The following is a 17831-nucleotide window of genomic DNA, read 5'->3' as shown; positions in this document are numbered from 1 at the left end:
GAGTCGTCGTCGACGAATCGATGCAGTACTTCGCGTTGAACAAACCACGCGGTGTTCAGTCCACCATGCATGATGATATGGGTCGGCCCTGCGTCGGCGATATTGTTGGTGAGAAAGTCGACGCTGGTCAGAGGCTTTTCCACGTTGGCCGTTTGGATGCTGCGACACAGGGGCTTCTGCTCTTGACCAATGACGGCGAGCTAGCGAACCGGTTGATCCATCCCAAATACGGAATCAAGAAGACCTACCTCGCTACTGTTCTCGGCGAAGTCGATAAGAAAGATCTCCGACGCCTGACGCAGGGGATTGAGTTGGACGATGGCATCGCCCGCGCCGACGACGCTGACATCATCGACGTCTGGCAAGGCCGTTCGCTCGTGAAAGTAGTGCTTCACGAGGGGCGCAAGCACATCGTGCGACGGATGCTCAAAGCAGCTGGTTTTCCGGTGCAGGAGCTGGTTCGAACGAAGATCCACACGGTGCAGTTGGGTGAGCAAACTCCGGGAACACTGCGCGCCTTGAACCGTTCGGAACTGACCAGCTTGTTTAATGCTGTTGATATGTAACAACCCGTACTATGTAGAACTCTCGCGTCCAGTTTCGTGTGACCCGATGTAACCGGGATTATGCAATGGCAGAACGGAATAATTAGGAGTTTAGTGATGTCAACTACTCGTACATCGGATGACTCAACACTCGCCAACACCCCAGGGGGAGGTGTGATCGTCGCGGTCGATGGACCATCCGGCACGGGCAAATCCACGGTCTGTCGGACCGTCGCCTCGCGATTGAACGCATCCTACTTAGACACCGGCGCGATGTACCGTGTGGCCACCCTCCACGTGCTTAATGCCGGAATCGACCCCGAGGATTCCGACGCTGTCATTGAGGCAACCTCTGACCTACCCATCGCCATTAACGACGACCCGCATTCCACCGAAGTCATTCTCGACGGAACGAACGTGGCCAATGACATCCGGACGGCACGAGTGACACGGGCGGTCTCGTCGGTAGCAGCGATCCCTGAAGTCCGCCAGAACCTTGTGGCCTTGCAGCGTTCTTTGGCCCACAAGGCTGGACGATGTGTTGTCGAAGGACGCGATATCGGCACCGTCGTCTTAGCTGACGCACCCTGCAAAGTCTTCATGACGGCTGAGCCGAGCATCCGGGCCCAGCGACGGTACGACCAGGATCGTGAAGCCGGCCGAGATGTCACCTTCGATGAGGTTTTACGGGACGTTCAAGAACGCGACCGTAAGGATTCGTCGCGGGCAGATTCGCCGCTCATGCCAGCCGACGATGCCATCGTTGTTGACACGAGCCACCAGGGCATTGACGAGGTCGTCGAGACCATCATCTCCCTTGTCCGCCAATCGAGCAGCGATCACGACCGAGCCGACGACGACCGGCCTGATGAGGACGCCTCACTCGATGATCTCGTCTTCACCACGACAGAAGGCCAGGCCATTGGCGACGAGGACAGCGCCGACACCGTCGACGTCGCTGACACAACTGACGCGGATGAACACACTGACCGCGCCGACAACGGCGATCACACTGACGAAACCAGCGGCGACGCAACCGACGGTGACGTCACCGACGATGAGGTCGACAACCTCCTCGTCACCTCCGACAGTGACACCGATTGGCACTCCGTCGAGGAAGCATTCGGCGTCTTCGACGACGCCGGATACACCTCCGAAGCACTATGCACCGTCGCCATCCTCGGCCGACCGAACGTAGGCAAATCCACCCTCGTCAACCGCTTCATCGGACGCCGTGAAGCCGTCGTCGAAGACTTCCCAGGAGTCACACGCGACCGCATCTCATACCTCGGCGAATGGAACGGCCGACGCTTCTGGGTTCAAGACACCGGCGGATGGGACCCCGACGCGAAAGGCATGCACGCGGCCATCGCCCGCCAAGCCGAAGGCGCGATGAAAACAGCCGACGTCATCGTCTTCGTCGTCGACACCCAAGTCGGCATCACCGCTTCCGACGAAATGCTCGCCCGCAAACTACACCGCGCCGAGCAACCCGTCGTCCTCGTCGCCAATAAATTCGACTCGCCCACGCAATACGGGGACCTCGCGGAATTCTGGGCACTCGGCCTTGACAACCCCTACCCGGTGTCGGCCAAACACGGCCACGGCGCCGCCGATGTCCTCGACGAGGTCATCCGACTCTTCCCCGACAAACCACGCCAAGAATCCATCACATCGGGGCCGCGCCGGGTCGCTCTCGTCGGCAAACCCAACGTCGGCAAGTCGAGTTTGCTCAATAAGATGACAGGGGAGGATCGAGCGGTCGTCGATGATGTTGCGGGAACGACCGTCGACCCTGTGGACTCGCTCGTTGAACTTGATCAAAAGACGTGGACCTTCGTCGACACGGCTGGTATTCGGAAGAAAACGAAGAAGGCAACGGGCCACGAGTATTACGCGGGCCTGCGCACCCGGGGAGCGATCGACGCCGCGGAAGTCGTTGTCTTCATTGTCGACGCCTCTGAGCCGGTGACTGAACAAGATCAGCGTGTTCTACGTATGATCTTGGACTCCGGCCGCGCGCTCGTGGTGGCTTATAACAAGTGGGACATGGTTGATGAGGATCGCCGGGATATGCTTGATCGCGAGATTGAGCTGCAGCTTTCGCACATCCCGTGGGCGCGGCGTGTGAACATTTCGGCGAAAACTGGGCGGGCGATACACAAGCTCGAGCCCGCGATGATCGAAGCCCTAGAGAGCTGGGATGGCCGTGTTCCTACAGGTCAGCTCAATACGTGGTTGCGTGCGGTCATTGCTGAGACGCCTCCTCCGATGCGGGGCGGTCGTCTGCCGCGAGTCTTGTTTGCGACACAGGCATCCACACGGCCACCGGTGATCGTGCTGTTCACCACTGGCTTCCTGGAACACGGGTACCGACGTTTCCTCGAACGGAAGTTCCGCGAGACTTTCGGCTTTACTGGTTCGCCAGTGCGTATTGCTGTGCGTGTGCGGGAAAAGCGGGGGAGGAAGTAGTTCCTCTTACCGCCCATGCTGGCGGCGCATTATGAATGCGTCCGTCCTGTAGGGCAACTCGATCGGCTGATGCTCAGGTAGCTCGAGGTGCTGGTAGAGATACCAGCGGAGATTATTATCGACGTGCTCGCGCGTTTTTTCCGTGGCCCGTAACCAATAAGATCGGGTATGGGCCAAGTGGATCATGTTGTGCGCCGTAATGGCTTGGTTGAATGCGCCACGCCATTCGTCAGTAATAGTCCACGGCGGCGCGACCTGGGGGATAAAGCCGGGACGCAAAATATCCCCAGAATGCATAATTCGTGCCAACCGGTGCACCCAGGGGACGCTGACATCGAGGGTGTTCCATACAAGCAGGCACACGCCACCTGGAACGAGAACACTATCCAGCTCTCGGCATGCCTGGTCTGTATCGAGCCAATGCCACGTTTGTGCACACGTTGCCGCAGTAAGGCACGAATCGGCGAGCCCGGTTGACTCCGCACGAGATCGAATGACCGGAACATGGGGGAGACGTGCCACACATGAAGAGGTCATTTCAGGCGACGGATCCGATGCAAGGACGCTACCCGGAAAGCGCTTGTCAAGATCTACCGTCAAAGAGCCCGGACCTGCGCCTATATCGAGTATCCGCAGCGGGGCGTCGGGCGCCTGGTGACTGGTCTGGCCCATGTGGCGCGCGAGGAGGTCAACAACCTCAGCGGGGTAGCCAGGGCGCACAGACCCATAGTTCGACACCCCGCGGTGAAAGGAGTTGGCAGCTTCCACACGGTTCTCGGAGGAGGCAAAAGTAGGGCGGTCACGTTGGGATCGGGTAGGAATCTGCTGGCCTGGAGAATACGCTGGCCTCGATGGTGTCATCGCGTGCGAATCACCATCGGGAAAATGAGAAAGACCGCGTCCATCAGGGTTTATATGCACAACACATCCCCAACGGTAGCGGCCTCAATTATTATCGTGTCGGACTGACAGGATTTGAACCTGCGACCCCTTGACCCCCAGTCAAGTGCGCTACCAAACTGCGCCACAGTCCGATCGCCCCATCAGAGGCAACCACTGCAGCATACCGCAGCCGATTGCGACCGCAAAAAACTAGGTTTGAGGTGGGGAGACAGGCGTCTCAGTGACGACGATCCCATCGGCATCGCATGTCACATACTGGCCGGGCACAAAATCCACTCCGCCGAAGTTCACGACAATATCGCGCTCACCGTCGCCAGTTTTGCTGGATTTCCGCGGATTCGTGCCCAGAGCTTTCACCCCGAAATCCATGTCCTTGATCTCCGCAGAGTCACGGATTGCGCCGTAAATAACGATCCCAGACCAACCATGATCACGCCCAAGGGCCGCGACATTATCGCCCATCAACGCAGTGTGAACACTTCCGCCACCATCGACAACAAGAACACCACCGTCGCCGTCGGTGCTCAACACAGATTTAAGGAGGGCGTTATCCTCATAACACCGCACCGTCGAAATCCGGCCGGCAAACTCACCACGGTCACCATAATTGAGAAATTGCACATCACACGAGCGCACCGACGGGCCAACAACGTCGACAATATCGGCCGTGGGGACGATCGCCTGGGTACCCGCGCTCTCATAAGCGGACTCACGTTTATTATTCATAGCCAGCAGATTAACCTGAATCGCTCCCACCTGGTGTGACTTTGCCAAGAAAGGACTCCCCATCGCCGCCATCATCTGGACTACGCTGGGGAGCCGGCCCGGTCTCACCGGACGCGAAACATGACGCCAACCAACAAACGCTAACGTAATCACACGTAACTTCTTCACGTAGCAAGGACGACCCCTATGGCCACATGGCTTCGGAAACTCACCGGTTCCCGGCGAAAAAACACAGCTGAAATCTCCCGCGCCACCACGCTCGGAGACCACACAGCCACACTCACCGACGCCGACCTCCGAAGAACCTTCGACACCGCGCTACGGGACAACGACACCGCCACCATGTTCGCGACACTACGAGAAGCCTCCACGCGAACAATCGGACTCACCCCATTCGACTGCCAACTCCGAGGAGCCCAAGAACTTCTCAAAGGCAATGTCATACAAATGGCCACCGGCGAAGGAAAAACACTCGTCGGAGCACTCGCAGCGATCATCTACGCCCACCAAGGCCGAAAAATCCACTGCATCACCGTCAACTCCTACTTAGCAGGACGAGACGCCGACTGGATGGGACCACTCTTCAACTTCTTCGACGTCACTGTCGGCGCCATCCACGAACACATGACCGTAGACCAACGCCGCGCCACATACTCCAACGACGTCGTCTTCGGCTCCATCAACGAAATAGGGTTCGACGTCCTCCGCGACCACCTCATCACACGCCGCGAGGACCAAGTACAACCCACACCAGACGTCGCCATCGTCGACGAAGCTGACTCCGTCATGGTCGACGAAGCCCTCGTCCCCCTCGTCCTCGCCGGCAGCGCACCCGGCCACGCCCCCACCGGCCGCATCAGCGAAGTCGTCCGCAACCTCACCAAAGACGAGGACTACAGCATTGACGACGACCAACGAAACGTATTCCTCACCGACAAAGGCGCACACACCGTCGAAAAACGCCTCGGCCTATCATCCCTCTACGACGCCGAAAACATCAGCACCACACTCGTCCAAGTCAACGTCGCCCTCCACGCCAAAGAACTCCTGGTCAAAGACGTGCACTACATCGTCCGCGACGGAAAAGTCGCCCTCGTCGACAATTCAAAAGGACGCATAGCCGACCTCCAACGCTGGCCCGACGGACTACAATCCGCCGTCGAAGCCAAAGAAGGACTCGACGTCACCGACGGCGGACGAGTACTCGACACCATCACCATCCAAGCGCTCCTCGGCCGCTACACCAACCTCTGCGGAATGACAGGAACCGCCACCGCCGCCTCCGAACAACTCCGCCAGTTCTACGGCCTCGGCGTCGCCGTCATCGACCCCCACGTCCCCTGCATCCGCGACGACGAAGCAGACCGAATCTTCAGCACCGCCGACGACCGCCGCCGCGGCATCATCGAACACATCCAACAACTTCAACAAGCCGGCCGCCCAGTCCTCGTCGGAACCCACAACGTCGCCGAATCCGAAGACATCCAAAACGCACTCCAAGCCATCGGAGTCGACTGCGTCGTCCTCAACGCAAAAAACCACGAAAAAGAAGCACGCATCATCGCCGACGCCGGACTCCCCGGACGCGTCACCGTATCCACACAAATGGCTGGACGAGGAACAGACATCAAACTCGGCGGAGCACACGAACAGTACCGCGACGACGTCGTCACAGCCGGAGGCCTCGCCGTCGTCGGATTCGGACGTCACCGCAGCGCCCGCCTCGACGACCAACTCCGCGGCCGCGCCGGGCGGCAAGGCGATCCGGGATCCAGCGTCATCTTCGTCTCCCTCGAGGACGACGTCATCGCAGTCGGCGGAGCAGGCGAATCCATCAACGCGGTACCCGATAGCAACGGACAATTGACGCAGAAAAAAGTGTATTCCTTTGTGGATCACTGTCAGCGTGTCACTGAAGGACAAATGCTTCAGATTCACGCGAATACGTGGAAATACAACAAGCTCATCAATGACCAACGGGTCATTATTGACGAGCGACGCAGCGATATTCTCGATTCCGACGTTGCCTTGAAGGAATTACAGCGTCGTGCCCACCGCGACTTGACGGTGCCACGTGATGTCCAGGTTCAGGCGGCCCGTGATGTTGAGCTCTTTCACCTGGACGAACATTGGGCACGGCACCTCGAATATCTGGATGACATTCGGGAATCAATTCACCTCCGTGCTCTCGCCAGAGAGAATCCGGTCGATGAATTTCACCGTATGTCGATTGCCGAGTTCAAAAATCTTGCCACCGGAGCCGTCGATGATGCGGTTGAAACGTGGAGGCATATCACGATCGATAACAATGGTGCCGATCTCGGCGAGCGCGGTCTTCGTCGGCCAAGTTCTACCTGGACTTATATGGTTAACGACAATCCGCTGTCCGGGAATAATGGATCGGTCGTGGGATCAGTTGTTAACTTATTCCGATAGGCTTGCTTTACAACCGTGGTATGTAAGGCAGTGTCGGATGAGCAATGAAAAGCTGACAGCCGGCTGCATATAGCTACATTTAGCAATGAGTACGTAACGAGAGGATAAGTCCGATGGAGTATGGCGAGCATCGTGATAGCCCCGAAATCCCTCGTTATGAACAACCGGTTGGAACGAAAAAACAAGGAGCGAAGAGCGCGCGGCAGTCGCGTTTTACTCGGAGCACTCCGGTGAGCAAAGTAACCCGCGAAACCCGACTCCGAGTGGAAGCGCGGATGGACAAGATGCTTCCCACACCGGACGGGCACACCGCCCGCGCAGTGCCCCCAGGTATGGAACCGCCGGGTATGCGGGAACAAGTGACAGTTCACCCCGCGGGATACTCGCGGATCCTGACTGTTCCCAACATCCTGAGCATCGTGCGTATCTGCCTGGTGCCCATTTACGCCTGGTTCCTCATCGGTCCGGGGGAGTATGGGTGGGCACTCGCCATCGTGGCGATTTCGTCGTTCACCGACTGGCTTGACGGAAAAATTGCGAGGATCTGGGGTTTGACCACGCGGATAGGGCAATACCTCGACCCAGCCGCCGACCGATTGTTTATCCTTGTCACCCCCATTTGTTTCGCTATCGCGGGGCTGCTGAGTTGGTGGTGGGTGGCCGTTCTCTTCGCTCGCGACCTCATCCTTTTCCCGACAATGCTCATCTATCGGAATCGCGGAATACGGCCGAAGGTTATGTACCTCGGAAAAGCTGCGACTTTCGCCCTCATGTGGGCGTTCCCGCTGTACTTAGCCTCGGCGGCAGCGTGGTCCTTTTCACATTTCTTTACCCCCTGGGCGCGAGCTCTTTTCCTGTGGGGGACAGTTTTGTACTTGTGGACAGGGGTTTTGTATTTGTACCGAGCAGTGCTTGTATCGAGGCGATTTCCTGTTACGAGGGGTCGGAATCGCCCCACTGGCTCTTCATGATAAAAAGTGTCTTTGGGGGTGATGCTTACCCGCACCGCGCGCATGCCACCATCCTATGGATTAGGCTGGGGGAGTGAATATAACATGCCCCTCGGCACTATGTGGAGGGGCATAAACGGCTACTATGGGCGCTAAATCTGTATAACCCAGTGGAAGCGGTTCTCAGCTAGTTTAGTGGCAGGCAACCGCTCGAGCGTCTGGCTATCATCTCCATGTGAGATAGTCAGTTGCATAGGGCAGTGGCTGATACGAACCGTTGGTCGAACTTAAGGAGGCAGAATCGATGAGTGACAATAGCGATTTTTCAGAATCTTCGGTGGAAACCACCTCGGTCTTCCGTGCCGATCTTTTGAAAGAAATGGAATCGGGCGCGTCCGATTCCTCAGCCCCAGGCGTTGATGGTTTACCTGAAGGCTCCGCATTGCTCGTCGTCAAACGTGGTCCGAATGCAGGATCCCGATTCCTCCTCGACCAGCCGACGACGACTGCAGGCCGTCATCCTGATAGCGATATCTTCTTGGACGACGTCACCGTGTCTCGTCGTCACGCTGAGTTCCGCAAAAATGATGACCAATTTGAAGTCGTCGACGTTGGATCTCTGAATGGCACGTACGTCAATCGTGAGCCCAAGAACTCATCAGAGCTTTCCAATGGTGATGAAATCCAAATTGGTAAGTTCCGCCTCGTGTTCCTCAACGGTCAGAAAGATTCTTAAGAACAGTGTCAGCTCTACGGAAAACGGGCCCGCTGCCTGAAGTCCGTCACGACCGCCCTTCCACGTTGTCGATCGGGGCGGTTCTTAAGCAACTTCGTCGCGAGTTTCCCGATGTCACGGTCTCTAAACTCCGCTTTTGGGAGTCTGAGGGGCTTGTCTCCCCGGCGCGTACAGAGAAGGGTTACCGACGCTACTCGTCCGCTGATGTTCAGCGCCTACGTTATATTCTGACGACGCAGCGTGATAACTATCTGCCGCTGAAGGTTATTAAGCAGCGCCTCGATGCAATGGACGAGGGCAACGTCACTCCTGTTACGGGATTGATTTCTGCTGAGCAGTTCAAGCAGGAAAATACGCGTTTAACCCATTCAGATGTGTGTGCTGCCGCTGAGATCGATGACACTTTCCTCACGCAGCTTGCTAAAGCGGGGTTCGTTAATGCCGACAGATCAGGCCTCTACTGCCAAGATGATGTGTCGATCGCGCGGACAGCGAGCCAATTGGTCGGGTTCGGGCTCGATGAGCGGCACTTAAAAACGTTGCGAGCTACGGCCCAACGGTATGCGGGGGTGATCACTCAGGTCAGCGGTCCGCTGGGGCACGCGAAGAGCAGTGATGCGAAGGCCCGATCGGAAGAGACAGCCCGCGAGCTCTCCGCACTAATCGTGAGCCTACAAGCGGCGTTTATTAAAGCTTCCCTGCGCGGCGAATTCGATTAGAAACTGGGTGCCGTTGACCGATTGAACCGATTGGTCGGAATGAGGATGGAGGCCACATATCATCATGGTTGAACTCGAGTATTTAGGGTTGTTTCTCCTCGGCCCAGATCGCGATCCGGCAATAGTGTTTTTGTGGCCTCAGCGCCGACGCATCATGACGGTGTTTGTCGGTGCGTCCTCCGCAGCCATTCTTTCGGGCAAAGACATCGGCGTGGAGCCGCGGCGGCCGACGTCGACAAGTGTGATTGTCGACGTTCTAGAAGCGCACGATGATGCGGTAGTGAATATTTCGATCGACGCCGTCAACCATGGCACTTTCTACGCAACGATCCACTGCGAGTCAGGGAACAACTTTGACATCCGGGTGTCGGACGCCATTGATCTGGCTCTTAATGAGGACGTGACCATATACGCCGAGGAGTCGATTGTTAAAACCTGGTCGGTTCCTGTCACGGCCGAGGTTGTTGACCATCTTGATAGTTCGAATCAGGCTTTGTCTGGGCGACGCGAATCGAGCTTATCGTTGCTGGCTGACATGACGGGAGATAATTCCCAGTCAGAGGGTAATGATCAAGAGCATCTGTCGGAAGACTTGGGTGATCTTGCCGTCGGCGATGCTGATTTCGAAGAACTCATGGGTCACTTGGGTATGAGCGAGAATGATCTTACCCAGGGTAGTGATGATGATCGCCGTGGTGAGAACGGTTCTGAGGATTCGTAGGCACGATGTTGTCGGCACGAGATTGGCAGAGTTCAGATTGGCAGCGACCGCTGGAGTGTGGACGGGACAGTCCGTCGGCTGAATGAGTGTGAGCACAACTTGACAGTGTGACTAGTGTGAAAGTTGTTAATTACAATATAGTAAGTTAAGCATGTGATTTAATGGACCCATGTGAAAAATGTGCCACATGTGTTGCGTGTCGCGTTGACTCGAAAGAATATTGGCATAACCTAGACGTCATCGAACTACATGAGTGTGAGTATTCCCGCTCTCTTGCTCAACACGTACGACCACAGAAAGCGAGCCTGCAGTGAAACAGGAACAGGCACCCGTCCAAGGCGCACTCTTTGACGTCATGGATTCGGACGATGAAGTCGGCTACCGCGTTCCCATCGCCTGTCAGGTAGCGGGGATAACCTATCGACAGCTTGACTACTGGGCTCGTACAAAGCTCGTCCAGCCATCCATTCGATCCGCACACGGTTCCGGAACCCAGAGGCTGTACTCGTTCCGCGATATCCTTGTTCTCAAGATCGTTAAAGGCCTGTTGGATACGGGTATTTCGCTGCAGAACATTCGACGTGCCGTTGAAAAGTTGAGCAACTTAGGCGTCGATGACCTTTCCACGATTACGCTCGTTTCTGACGGAACGACGGTGTATGAATGCCGTTCCAGCGAAGAAGTTTTCGATCTCTTGACCGGCGGACAGGGCGTATTCGGAATTGGCGTTCCGGGTATCGTCAAAGAACTTGCCGGGACGATTTCAGAGTTCCCGGCGGAGAAAGTTGTCCGTGCGGGGAGTGCCGACGATGGTGCTGAGGGGGCTTCTCAGCGCACTGTCGCAGGGTTCGATGAACTCGCGGAACGTCGGCGTCGTAAAACCAGCTAGCTAGCTGGTTTGAGCGCTTGGCTTTTCAGCCAGCTACGTAGCTAACCTGCCAGGGCGTCGGTCATTGCTTGGGGGAATGATTTGTCTGTGGCATTCGGGATAGCGTGGTAACGGCCGTTGGTTAATTGGCTCACTTCGCGTAGCCACGGGTCCACCTTGTCGCCGAGAGCGATGACATCAACTTGTACAGGGGACTGCTTGTTGATGATATCGGCCTGAAGCCGAGCATTAGCTGCGTTCATGGACTGTCCCGCATTCGTTGAATCCGTCACGATAACGACGCGCTTTGGAGCAGGTCCGCTAATTGACGCATTGAGCATCGCTGCGACGGTCGATTCATACAGGAACGGGGTGCCGCCTGTCGTGAGCCCGTTAACCATCGACGCACTCCGAGCCCCGTGGTCACCGATGCTGAGGTCAACATGGTTTCGATAGGGTTGGACCCTTTCCATGGGCGAGGAAAAACTCCATAACGACGTCACCCGCCCATGCTGTCCCGCTTGTTGCAGGCTTCGGGCGCTCTCACGCTGGATAACGTCAAAATGGTTGCGCATAGATTCTGACGTGTCGATCAGCAGCAGCGTCGACGCCGGGGCAGGACGTTGTTGATTCGCCTTATCAGGTTTTTGTGTGGAGTTAGTCTGGTCCTTTGCCGCGTCCTTCTTTTCTGGGGACTGTTGAGCGGCCGCTTTATCGGTCGTGGCTTCACCATCCGTGTGCCCAGACGCCTGACTATTCATCTCCGTCGTGGTGGAGTTAGTCACTGTCACCGGTGGAAGCTCGCCACTGACCTGGTTAGAAGCAGCATAAGCCAGTTCTTTGGTGTCATTTGATAGGGAATCATGGGCAGGAGTTTTCTCAGCAGCCTGCGATTCCGAATGAGAGCGGGCGAATTCTGAAAAATCCGCGGCAGCCCGTGCTTGATACTCGGTAACCCGAGGGCTAGAGCTCATTGTCAGAAGTGGGAAATCGACCGTCGCATCACCGATCGGTGAGAACGCCGTGTTATCGCCCCCAAGCGGCTGCGGAGCCGCTACAGAAGAATCTCCCTTGCCACTTGCGACGGACGAGACCGCATCCGAAAGAGAAGTGGGGGAAAGGGTGGCAGCAACTTCACGTGCCGACGCATCACGCGCTTGAGGATCCATGCCGGATGGATGATCTTTAGCGAATTGGGCACTAGCCGCGTAAGCAGACCAGGTCGAGTCGCGCGGATATACCGGCGCGCCCGGTGCTTTGTCTTGTGCCGAGTTCTTTGAATGAATCGTTCCCAATTGTTGACGATCAACGAGCACTGACGAATCGATTTCTGCTTCGCTGCCGTCCAGGGCGGTCCCGCCGGGGTTATCCTGCGTGGACCCCGGGAGGCTACCAGCGGGTATCCACGCTGCGGGGAGATCCCCCTCGGGCGAATGGAACAAAGCTATCGCCTGTGCCGTATTCGCGTATGTGATCTTCGGCGTAATACACGAATCGTGAGTGGACGGATTCGACTTCGAATAGTCCGAGGTCAACTTCTCAGCCGTAGCCTTGGCTGAAGGGTCAGCAATGACGTTGAGAACTGTCGACCGGTCACAGTCAGCAGCGTTAGACGACGATTTATTCCGACTGACGAAAACCACAGACAAGGCAGCGAGAAGTGCGAGCACGATGACAATAACAAATGCCACCCACACCCATCGTGCAAAGCGTAATTGCCGTGTTCCTGATCGATGATTCGCCATAACGCAATGTTACAACGTTAAATCTGAGGTGCGAATGATATCAATGAGCTTCGTCCGTAGGTCGGAGGCGCGCTGAGAAAATTCGCGTTGCGCAGCAACATATTGTGCTTTCCCCTCGGGCGTCTCAATGGGGACCGCAGAAAACCCCCACTCGGTGAGGTCATAGGGTGAGGCTTCCATATCAAGTTTCCGAATATCGCACGCTAAACGGAATGTATCCAGCCAGAGCTCACCGGGAACGAGGGGGCCTAATTTCGTCGCCCACTTATATAAATCCATATTTGCGTGCAAGCATGCGCCCTGTTCACACCGTGGTTGTGTTTCCCGCGATGGATGGAACTTATTGCGGGGGACAGCGTCGGGTGTGAAGAATCGAAAAGCGTCGTAGTGGGTGCACCGCACGGAATGAGTTTCAACCACCCGGTTCGTCGCCTCTGCTCCTAGCCTGAGCGGTTCTGGATGTCGAGGCCGTCCTCGATAAACCATCGCCCATTCGTGGAGGCCAAAACAATCAAAGTGCGTGGGGTTGGACAGTGTTTGGGTCAGCAGATTCTCAATGTAGCGGAACGTTGAGCCTCGATCTGCCCACAACGCAGCGGTGTCCAATGTTGTGATGGTATGGCCACGAAGCTGCTCCGCAGTGATACCAGCGTCCTCAAGCGCAACAGTGGGGACAGATTCACTATCAACCTCAGTGAAATACTTCATGGCAGGGGCATCGACGAGATACACACCGTGGCCAGGTGACCAATGGCTGAGTTTCCCTGGGGTGACAGGGTAGTAATGGAAGATAAAGTCCCACACCGGATGCCGTTGCCCGCGAGAGGCGCGGTCAAGGTGATCTTTAGTCAACCTTGCGACAGTGTCCTTATGAGCATTCCGACGCATTGTCCACTCTGATGGAAAAAGAATGGTGGGGCGAAATGTTGTCGAAGTCGGCATAATGTCTGAGGTCGAATTCCTTTGCTGTCGTGGGGTAGTAGGCGCGTGGGTTTACTCGTGTGTCTTAGTCATCGTGGGTACTATCGCGCACAGTTCCCACATATTCCTCGATCAAATCTTCGAGGGTCACTATTCCGTATTGATGCCCGCCATCTACCACTTGTGCAATATGACGAGAGCGTCCACGCATGAGCCGCAGCGCTTGGTCCATGGGAGTAGAGGGGGAGAAAGTGATGAGCGGCCGGATTTCCCTGCGTGCTAACACCGTTTCCGGGTCAGAGTGGGGCGGGATTTCTCGGTCCAAAATGTCTTTGACGTGGACGTAGCCTAAGTATGTGCCATCTCTACCTGTCACGGGGAAACGCGAAAAGCCGGTATCGGCGACGGCCTTTTCCACATCGCCCATCATCGGACCACTGCCGCGCAAAGGCACTGTACGGACCTCGTCGGCAGGGATGAGGACCTCGTCGATATGCCGACGTGGGGAGGCTAACGCCTTGTTCAGCCGAGAGTGCTCTTCTGCATCGATCAGGCCTTCTTGACGTGAATCAGAAATCATGCGCGCCAGCTCCGACGGGCTCACGGTGGTGTCCAGCTCATCCTTCTGTGTGATACCAACTGCTGCCAGCGTGATACGTGCTACCCAGTTGAAGAACAGAATGATGGGGCGCGTTATTTTCACGAACATGACGTGGATAGGAACGAGCCACATCGCGACGTTTTCTGGCCCTGCGAGCGCAATATTCTTTGGCACCATCTCACCCAGGATGATGTGAAGAATAGAGACCAAGAGCAGCGCGAGCGCGAATCCAATGGGATGCAGTAATCCGTCGGGAACGCCGAGAGCTGCCGCGGGAGTTTCGATGAGATGGGAGACGGCTGGCTCGCCAACTTTGCCCAGTAAGAGGCTCGCGATGGTGACGCCGAATTGAGCTCCGGCGAGATTCATGGATAGGTGCTCAGTGGCATTAATAATTGCGCGTGCTCTGGTATCCCCAGACTCGAGGATCGATTCCAGCCGGTCTTTGCGGGAAGAAATGAGGGCAAACTCTGCTCCCACAAAGAATGCGTTTAACGCGATAAGGAAGAGGGCGAATACGAGAGCCCATAGGTCGCCGATCATTTACTCCCCCTCTCGCAGTGGCAGATGGTTGCTGTCTTCCGCACTTGTCATCGCAGATGCTTGTTCGGGAGCGATAGGGGTTAGGAGCACCCGATCCACTCGTCGGTCATCCATCGATGTCACTCGGGCCGACCAGGATAAAGGATTAGTTTCCACCACATTGATGTCTGGATCTGGCAAAACGATGATGTCGCCTTCGACGGGAATCCGCTTAAGGTTCGTCATGACCAGGCCACCCAGGGTTTCATATGGCCCCTCAGGGGCCTTATAACCAAGCCGAGATTCCAACTCATCAATGCGCACGAGCCCGGAGCAATCCCACGACGTTCCCGATTGCCGTATCTCCGTCTCAGTTTCGGTGTCATCGTGTTCGTCGAAGACAGCGCCGAGGATTTCTTCGACCATGTCCTCAATAGTGACGATGCCGCTTGTTCCGCCATACTCGTCGGCAACCATGGCCATTTCGCACCCTGATTGTCGAACAATCTTTAGGACACTGTCGCCGTCAAGACTGGTGGGCACGACGGGCGCAGGATCGGCGTAATCGAGCACTAATGTCGAATCACGTTGATCCGTCGGAAAGGTAAACGCCTTTTTGACGTGAATGACGCCGAGAGTGTTATCGAGATCGCCATCGGTAATGGGGAAGCGCGAGTGCCCTGTCTCCATGGCAAGGGTGAGCAAATCCGTCATCGAGGCGTCTTTTTCGAGAGCCTCGACTTTGGCGCGAGGAGTCATAATTTCGTCGGCCGAAACATCGCCGAATTTGAGTGACCGGTCAATGAGTGTGGCTTGATTTTTTGACATACCCCCATGGAGAGCCGAGTTTCGCACCAGCGCACCCAGCTCCTGAGGAGAGCGTGCCGACGCTAGCTCATCGGCGGGCTCGATCCCCATCTTTCTCACCAAATGATTGGCGGACCAATTCAGAGTTTTAATGAATGGCGAGAAAAACCGGTTGAAATACACAACCGGCCGGACCGTAATCTTGGCGGCCTTCATAGGGTTAGTGATCGCTATGTTCTTTGGAACAAGCTCGCCATAAACCATGGACAGTAGTGCCGCGATAATCATCGCGATGATCAACGCAATGGACTGCGAGGCAGAGGGGGAGATCCCGACCACTTCAAGTAGGGGCGTTATAAATGTGGACAGCACCGGCTCTGCTAAATAGCCTGTGGCCAGCGTCGTTAATGTAATACCGAGCTGTGCCCCGGACAAATGAAAGGAAAGGTTTTGATGTGCCTTTCCCACCAATTTGCCCAACGGGGAGGTGTCTTCCTGGATAGTGGAATTTTCCAGACCAGTAAGCGCGAACTCCACCGCCACGAATACTCCCGTGCCGGCGGTCAACGCGATGAAACCGATAATGCCCAGAATACTTAATGCAATGTCCATAGTTGGTAGCTAGTGTAGATCCGCCAGACGACGGGAGTAATCCCGACAGGGGAGTGACCAGTCGTCAGTTACGCTTCAACCTCTGAGCGATCGCCCGACCACAGCGTGTGGAAGGAACCATCTTTATCGATCCGGCGATAGGTATGGGCGCCGAAGAAATCACGCTGTGCCTGAATCAGTGTCGCGGGAAGCCGCTCAGCACGAAGCGAATCATAGTACGACAATGACGACGCGAAGACGGGGATCGGTAGCCCCATTTCCGTCGCAGATACGACGATGCGCCGCCAGGAATCCACCAGGTTAGACATCTGTTCCGTGAAGTACGGATCTAAGAGAAGGAGTTGGAGATCCGGGTTCTGGTCATACGCTTCGCGAATTCGGTTGAGGAATTTCGCGCGAATGATGCAGCCGCCTCGCCAGATCGTCGCTAAGTCACGGGGATCGACGTTCCACTCGTGCTCTGCCGATCCGGCTTTAATTTCATCGAAACCTTGGGCATAGGCCACCATCTTCGATGCGTAGAGGGCCCGTCGCACATCCTCGATGAAGCTCTCCCGTTCCTCAGCAGAAATGGGTGAGCGGAGAGACCCGCTGGGGAGGTTCCCCTGTGTGGCGGTGCGTTGTGCAGTAGCACCAGACAAGGCGCGTGCGAATACCGCCTCGCCGATGCCTGTAACAGGAATTCCCAGGTCAAGGGCAGCTTTCACAGTCCAGCGGCCGGTTCCCTTCTGGCCCGCGCTGTCAACGATAACGTCAACGAGCGGCTTCCCGGTTTCACTATCAACATGAGAGAGGACTTCAGCAGTGATTTCAACCAGGTAGGAGTCAAGATCGCCCTTGTTCCATTCCCGGAAAACGTCGGCGATCTCTGCTGGCTCCATGTTCGCGCCGTAGCGGAGCAGGTGATAGGCCTCACCAATGACCTGCATATCGGCATACTCAATGCCGTTGTGGACCATCTTCACAAAGTGGCCTGCACCGTTAGGACCGATGTGGGTGCAGCAGGGAGTGCCGTCAACCTGTGCGGCGATTGATTCCAGTAATGGGCCGAGAGACTTGTATGACTCTTCTGGGCCACCAGGCATGATGGAGGGGCCGTTGAGAGCACCTTCTTCACCGCCTGAAATTCCTGCGCCGACGAAGTGTAATCCGCGAGCAGCAATTTCCCGTTCGCGGCGGATGGTATCCGTGTAGAGAGAGTTACCGCCATCAATAATGATGTCGCCTTCCTCCATAGCATCCGCAAGCTGTGAAATGACGGCATCGGTCGCCGCACCAGCTTTCACCATGATGAGGGCGCGACGCGGGCGCTCAAGAGAAGCAACGAATTCTTCAATCGTCGACGACGCAATGAATGAACCAGTGTCACCAAAGTCCGACATAAACGCGTCAGTTTTTTCGTGAGAACGGTTGTACACCGCGACCCTGTAGCCGTGCGATGCAAAATTACGGGCAATATTTGAGCCCATTACTGCGAGCCCGACGACTCCGATATTGGCTAGGTTGCCTTGTGCTGTGGAGGTATCACTCATGACCCCCGAGTCTAG

At 56.2% G+C, this 17831-nt stretch carries 15 protein-coding genes and 1 tRNA gene; 8 read left to right on the top strand and 8 right to left on the bottom strand.

The window, feature by feature from the left end; all coding sequences use genetic code 11:
• On the top strand, positions 1 to 566 hold a 566-nt coding region (locus tag Q3981_RS03730), incomplete at its 5' end, for a pseudouridine synthase (RefSeq protein WP_303124036.1).
• A 96-nt stretch (positions 567 to 662) separates the two neighbouring features.
• Positions 663 to 3017 carry a bifunctional cytidylate kinase/GTPase Der gene (gene der, locus Q3981_RS03725; protein ID WP_303124034.1) on the top strand — a complete coding sequence of 785 codons (2355 nt, stop codon included), beginning with the start codon at positions 663 to 665 and terminating at the stop codon, positions 3015 to 3017.
• Between the two features lie 6 nt (positions 3018 to 3023).
• Here the strand turns inward: der and Q3981_RS03720 are convergent, their stop codons facing one another.
• The 3 genes from Q3981_RS03720 to rraA form a co-directional block, all read right to left on the bottom strand.
• A complete protein-coding gene (locus tag Q3981_RS03720; RefSeq protein ID WP_303124032.1) occupies positions 3024 to 3878 on the bottom strand; it encodes a class I SAM-dependent methyltransferase in 855 nt (284 codons plus the stop codon).
• Between the two features lie 99 nt (positions 3879 to 3977).
• Positions 3978 to 4051: transfer RNA gene (locus Q3981_RS03715), tRNA-Pro, on the bottom strand.
• Between the two features lie 58 nt (positions 4052 to 4109).
• Positions 4110 to 4646: a ribonuclease E activity regulator RraA gene (gene rraA / locus Q3981_RS03710; protein ID WP_303124030.1), complete on the bottom strand. Its 537-nt coding sequence runs from the start codon at positions 4644 to 4646 to the stop codon at positions 4110 to 4112.
• A 186-nt stretch (positions 4647 to 4832) separates the two neighbouring features.
• On the opposite strand from rraA, the gene secA2 reads away from it, so the two are divergent.
• From secA2 to Q3981_RS03680, 6 genes are all read left to right on the top strand, one after another.
• Positions 4833 to 7082 carry an accessory Sec system translocase SecA2 gene (gene secA2, locus Q3981_RS03705; protein ID WP_303124027.1) on the top strand — a complete coding sequence of 750 codons (2250 nt, stop codon included), beginning with the start codon at positions 4833 to 4835 and terminating at the stop codon, positions 7080 to 7082.
• Between the two features lie 230 nt (positions 7083 to 7312).
• Positions 7313 to 8053: a CDP-alcohol phosphatidyltransferase family protein gene (locus Q3981_RS03700; protein ID WP_231725299.1), complete on the top strand. Its 741-nt coding sequence runs from the start codon at positions 7313 to 7315 to the stop codon at positions 8051 to 8053.
• Between the two features lie 283 nt (positions 8054 to 8336).
• Entirely contained in the window at positions 8337 to 8768 is a 432-nt protein-coding gene (odhI, locus tag Q3981_RS03695; protein WP_012731510.1) for an oxoglutarate dehydrogenase inhibitor Odhl, read from the top strand.
• Positions 8769 to 8773: 5 nt separating this feature from the next.
• Positions 8774 to 9487, top strand: coding sequence for a MerR family transcriptional regulator (locus Q3981_RS03690; protein WP_012731511.1), 714 nt, complete (start codon positions 8774 to 8776; stop codon positions 9485 to 9487).
• 64 nt (positions 9488 to 9551) lie between these two features.
• Positions 9552 to 10208 carry a bifunctional nuclease family protein gene (locus Q3981_RS03685; RefSeq protein WP_303124021.1) on the top strand — a complete coding sequence of 219 codons (657 nt, stop codon included), beginning with the start codon at positions 9552 to 9554 and terminating at the stop codon, positions 10206 to 10208.
• A 355-nt stretch (positions 10209 to 10563) separates the two neighbouring features.
• Positions 10564 to 11097, top strand: a complete 534-nt coding sequence (locus tag Q3981_RS03680; RefSeq protein WP_303124075.1) for a MerR family transcriptional regulator — start codon at positions 10564 to 10566, stop codon at positions 11095 to 11097.
• A gap of 41 nt (positions 11098 to 11138) precedes the next feature.
• On the opposite strand, the gene Q3981_RS03675 is transcribed toward Q3981_RS03680, so the two are convergent.
• The 5 genes from Q3981_RS03675 to gndA all read right to left on the bottom strand — a co-directional run bounded on the left by Q3981_RS03675 (position 11139) and on the right by gndA (position 17816).
• Complete coding sequence (locus Q3981_RS03675) at positions 11139 to 12821, bottom strand: vWA domain-containing protein (RefSeq protein ID WP_303124019.1); 1683 nt, start codon at positions 12819 to 12821, stop codon at positions 11139 to 11141.
• Positions 12822 to 12830: 9 nt separating this feature from the next.
• The gene (locus Q3981_RS03670) at positions 12831 to 13763 is read right to left on the bottom strand and encodes a 3-methyladenine DNA glycosylase (RefSeq protein ID WP_303124017.1); all 933 of its coding nucleotides are present in this window, start codon (positions 13761 to 13763) and stop codon (positions 12831 to 12833) included.
• Positions 13764 to 13827: 64 nt separating this feature from the next.
• The gene (locus tag Q3981_RS03665; RefSeq protein ID WP_303124015.1) at positions 13828 to 14886 is read right to left on the bottom strand and encodes a hemolysin family protein; all 1059 of its coding nucleotides are present in this window, start codon (positions 14884 to 14886) and stop codon (positions 13828 to 13830) included.
• Positions 14887 to 16284 carry a hemolysin family protein gene (locus Q3981_RS03660; RefSeq protein ID WP_303124013.1) on the bottom strand — a complete coding sequence of 466 codons (1398 nt, stop codon included), beginning with the start codon at positions 16282 to 16284 and terminating at the stop codon, positions 14887 to 14889.
• Positions 16285 to 16352: 68 nt separating this feature from the next.
• Positions 16353 to 17816, bottom strand: coding sequence for an NADP-dependent phosphogluconate dehydrogenase (gndA, locus tag Q3981_RS03655; RefSeq protein WP_303124011.1), 1464 nt, complete (start codon positions 17814 to 17816; stop codon positions 16353 to 16355).
• Between the last annotated feature and the right edge of the window lie 15 nt (positions 17817 to 17831).

Origin of the sequence: Corynebacterium sp., from assembly GCF_030530965.1 — a bacterium.
Taxonomy (GTDB): Bacteria; Actinomycetota; Actinomycetes; order Mycobacteriales; family Mycobacteriaceae; genus Corynebacterium.
Note: the sequence above shows the minus strand (reverse complement) of the source record. Positions and strands in the feature narration are given on the sequence as shown.